The organism is Phormidium sp. CCY1219 (assembly GCF_035615515.1).
Taxonomy (GTDB): domain Bacteria; phylum Cyanobacteriota; class Cyanobacteriia; order Cyanobacteriales; family Laspinemataceae; genus CCY1219.
In genome coordinates this window covers 1-3,467 of sequence record NZ_JAJENT010000696.1, presented here as the reverse complement: position 1 = coordinate 3,467, position 3,467 = coordinate 1, and the positions used below count along the sequence as shown (strand labels likewise).

Below are 3,467 nucleotides of genomic sequence, written 5' to 3'. Positions count from 1 at the left end.
TAACATCCCGTGAGGGCAGACTTGCATCATGCAGAAATGTCGGTAGCAAAGGCGTTTCATTGGCGAGAGATAAAAGGCGATTGAACGAAATAAGTAAAGGGAAGCCTTCGGGCAACCTATAGAGGCGTATTTGACTTCGCCTAAGAGTCCGTTTTTCGGAAGTTCTAAAATCCCTCCGGGGAATCCCCGTCTCTTTAGAGCTCGGAGTAGTCAATGGGAAGGGATCGGTACCGCTGTGTGTGACGCGATCGCCGATTGGCGCAACTATCCACCCTCGGCGCGCTTGCCTTTTCGTCTGGCTAATTACCGAGGTTCCTATTTGGCGCTTGTACTCAAAATCGTTACGATTATGATATGGTTGTAACGGTTCGTTAACAATCACTCTTGGCAATCGCGAGTAAGGAGTTCAATGCCTTAAGCGCAAGCCAGCGCGAGTAGATCAACCCGAAAGAAAGGAGAATCAACTTATGACTCACCACGAAGGATGTCTTCGGGTCGGCCAAGAAGCCCCCGACTTCACGGCAACTGCTGTTGTAGATCAGGAATTCAAGACGATTAAACTGTCTGATTATCGGGGCAAGTATGTGGTCTTGTTCTTCTATCCCCTTGACTTTACCTTCGTTTGCCCGACGGAAATTACGGCGTTTAGCGATCGCTATGAAGAATTCAGCTTCCTCGGCACCGAAGTGCTCGGCGTTTCTGTGGATAGCGAATTCTCCCACCTGGCTTGGATTCAAACCGATCGCAAGTCTGGCGGTGTCGGCGATCTGAACTATCCGTTGGTTTCCGATATCAAGAAGGAAGTCAGCGGAGCTTACAATGTCTTAGATCCCGAAGCGGGAATCGCTCTGCGCGGTCTGTTCATTATCGACAAAGAAGGCATTATCCAGCACGCTACTATCAACAACCTGGCTTTTGGCCGCAACGTGGATGAAACTCTGCGGACTCTGCAAGCCATCCAGTACGTGCAAACTCACCCGGATGAAGTCTGCCCCGCCGGTTGGCAGCCCGGATCCAAGACGATGAATCCCGATCCGAAGAAGTCCAAAGAATACTTCGCGGCTGTATAGTCGCTCGGTTTGGATTGCAGCGCAAGAGCAGTTCTGTTCTCTATAGAAGCTGCAATCCAACCGCTCGATTCCAATCGCCGAGAATTAGATCGCCCCAACACTGCACCTGAAAGTGCTACTCTCATAAAGTGTTGGGGTTTAATTTTATTTATGTTGTGTACTCCCCCCCCCCCATCTGGAGCGATAAAAAAAACTCATGCTGACATCTACGGATTTTAGTGGCTTATTCAATCAGCGCTTTTTCAACAATTTTCTGCCCATTCCGGCGACGAATAAGTTATACTCAGAAGTTTGTCCCCCGGATTTTGAACTGCCCCTGGTTAATGGTGAGGGTTCGATCCGCTTATCCAGCTACCGGGGAAAGCAACCGGTGGTGCTGGAATTTACCCGCATTTTTACGGAAAAGCAATACTGTCCCTTGTGCTTTCCCCATATTAAGGCCATGAATGAGGCTTACGAACAATTTCGCGAGGCGGGTGCGGAACTGTTAATCGTCACCAGTACCGACCTCGAACAAAGCAAAATCGTGGTGCGGGATCTGGGGTTGAAAATGCCCTTGCTCAGCGATCCGACTTGTGCGGTGTTTCGCGCCTATGGCACCGGTCAAGCCCTGGGTGCCCCCCTACCAGCGCAATATATCCTGGACAAAGAGGGCAAACTGCGCTTTAAGCATTTGTTTTCTTTCTTGGATCCCAATGCGGGGGTTGAACGCCTGTTAGAGGGTTTGGCAAAACTCTAAGGGAAGCGAGGCGATCGCCTCGATCTGATTGTCTGCCCTTCCCGAAAACGCCATTCTCTTTTACCATATCCTCTGGAGGGTTGCTGTTTGATGACACAGCGACCCCCCGATTGGCGATCGCTATTCAGACTGGATCGGTACGCGATCGCCGCTTTCTCACAAAGTAATATCGCCGATCCGGTTGTTTATTCGGAAAACTTTCATGCTCAAAAAACTCAAAGGCGGATTTTTGTTATTCATTGGCTACATGCTTTCTCCCTTATCTTGGTGGAACGACTTATTTTTTAACTTGCCGATCGCCTATGGGTTCGCCTATCTTTTTAGTTGGATGAATTCCGATTTATTCGTGCCCTTGACCATTGTTGGCTATTGGATTTCTAATATTTTGGGAATTTTAATGATGCAGTTTGGACTCGCCGATGCGATCGGGCAAGACAAGCCAGAGCGCAATCTTAAAAAAGAGTTACTGGTCGGGTTTGCCTCCTCCACTGTCTACACGATCGCCATTGTGGGATTAATGCAATTTCACATTCTGGAAACCCCAGCTTTTTTGTTGGGACTGAATTAAGCCTAGGAAGTCATCGGTTTAAGAGAGATAATCCGAGGAACATAACCTCCTATAGCTACTGCTGTTAAGTGGATTTATTCAAGCAAGAGCATGCGCGATTCAAAAGAAAAAATCATGGAAGGAATGGCAGATCACCTGAAAAATTTTGTGGAAAAGCCATCACCAGCGTTTGGCGGATTGCCCATTTGTCCCTTTTCTAAAAAAGGGCGTCAGGACGGAAAAATAATGTATGAAATTCATCCCTTTCCCCCGACTATTACTGAAAAATTACCCGAAAGACTTAACGAGGTATTCAGCGAATTTTGTCACAACCAGAATGCGGAAGTGCTGATGGTCATTCACCCGGATTCCGAAGCCATAACAGTAAAAGAAATGGAAGGTTTTATGGAGGAATTAAATAAAAAAATAGCAGAAATGGATTTAGTGGCCTTTGGCGGTCATCCCCGCGATCGCTTCAATATCCAAGGGGTTTATACCCGCCAAGCTCCCTACATTCATTTTACCGTCCAAAGAAACCCGGACGTGAAACGCGCTTCCGAGATATTGGCCCAAACCCCCTATTATGAAAACTGGACGCGAGAAAATTTAAACCAGGTGGGTTTTCCCCAGCGAGAGGAAACCTAGTAGAGTAGCACAATCCCAGTGGCATACCTAGGGGTCAATAGAAAGGGAGGATGCCAGACAGAGGCGCGAGTCGGAGTCGAACCATTGTCGGCACCAGGAGAAGGTGGGTAGTGGCGCTCGTCCTGGTAGATGGGCCGGGAGTGGCGATCGCGCCTGGGGGGAAGTCCTGCGATCGCAGACACTATCCGTAGGTGGCGCAGGGAGATTTACCCCCTGGTTTTCAAAGCGTCGCTTTTTGCGCCGAGACGATCGTCGCCAGGGTGCTTGTAGGGGAGCTAAGACTCAGGGTAAGGAAAAGCTCGGGAAATCGATTACCCCCGTTGCACGAGGAAATCCGCCCAAAAGAGAACGCGATTTGGGGAGCGCGCTACCCCCGTCGCCAGGAGATTAAGTCAGGGACTCCGTAGAAACCAACCCCATGTCTAAAGCCAGGGGCTTGTACTTCTAACCACCTGACCAGCCTAAA

Annotated in this window: 5 protein-coding genes; all 5 read left to right on the top strand. The window is 49.1% G+C overall.

All coding sequences use genetic code 11. From position 1 onward, the window contains the following. The first annotated feature begins 467 nt into the window (after positions 1-467). The 5 genes from LKK83_RS20335 (at position 468) to LKK83_RS20315 (ending at position 3,192) form a co-directional block, all read left to right on the top strand. Positions 468-1,070: a peroxiredoxin gene (locus tag LKK83_RS20335; protein WP_324633144.1), complete on the top strand. Its 603-nt coding sequence runs from the start codon at positions 468-470 to the stop codon at positions 1,068-1,070. 196 nt (positions 1,071-1,266) lie between these two features. Then, entirely contained in the window at positions 1,267-1,809 is a 543-nt protein-coding gene (locus tag LKK83_RS20330) for a peroxiredoxin family protein (RefSeq protein WP_324633143.1), read from the top strand. A gap of 202 nt (positions 1,810-2,011) precedes the next feature. Beyond that, the gene (locus LKK83_RS20325) at positions 2,012-2,377 is read left to right on the top strand and encodes a hypothetical protein (protein WP_324633142.1); all 366 of its coding nucleotides are present in this window, start codon (positions 2,012-2,014) and stop codon (positions 2,375-2,377) included. Positions 2,378-2,467: 90 nt separating this feature from the next. Then, positions 2,468-3,001 (top strand): hypothetical protein, encoded by a 534-nt coding sequence (locus tag LKK83_RS20320; protein WP_324633141.1) that lies wholly within the window; start codon positions 2,468-2,470, stop codon positions 2,999-3,001. Positions 3,002-3,051: 50 nt separating this feature from the next. Next, entirely contained in the window at positions 3,052-3,192 is a 141-nt protein-coding gene (locus tag LKK83_RS20315; RefSeq protein WP_324633140.1) for a hypothetical protein, read from the top strand. Positions 3,193-3,467: the final 275 nt, after the last annotated feature.

Coding starts and splice junctions, on each gene's coding strand:
- LKK83_RS20330 (WP_324633143.1), top strand. CDS start 1,267: ATGCTGACATCTACGGATTTTAGTGGCTTATTCAATCAGCGCTTTTTC.
- LKK83_RS20320 (WP_324633141.1), top strand. CDS start 2,468: ATGCGCGATTCAAAAGAAAAAATCATGGAAGGAATGGCAGATCACCTG.
- LKK83_RS20315 (WP_324633140.1), top strand. CDS start 3,052: ATGCCAGACAGAGGCGCGAGTCGGAGTCGAACCATTGTCGGCACCAGG.
- LKK83_RS20335 (WP_324633144.1), top strand. CDS start 468: ATGACTCACCACGAAGGATGTCTTCGGGTCGGCCAAGAAGCCCCCGAC.
- LKK83_RS20325 (WP_324633142.1), top strand. CDS start 2,012: ATGCTCAAAAAACTCAAAGGCGGATTTTTGTTATTCATTGGCTACATG.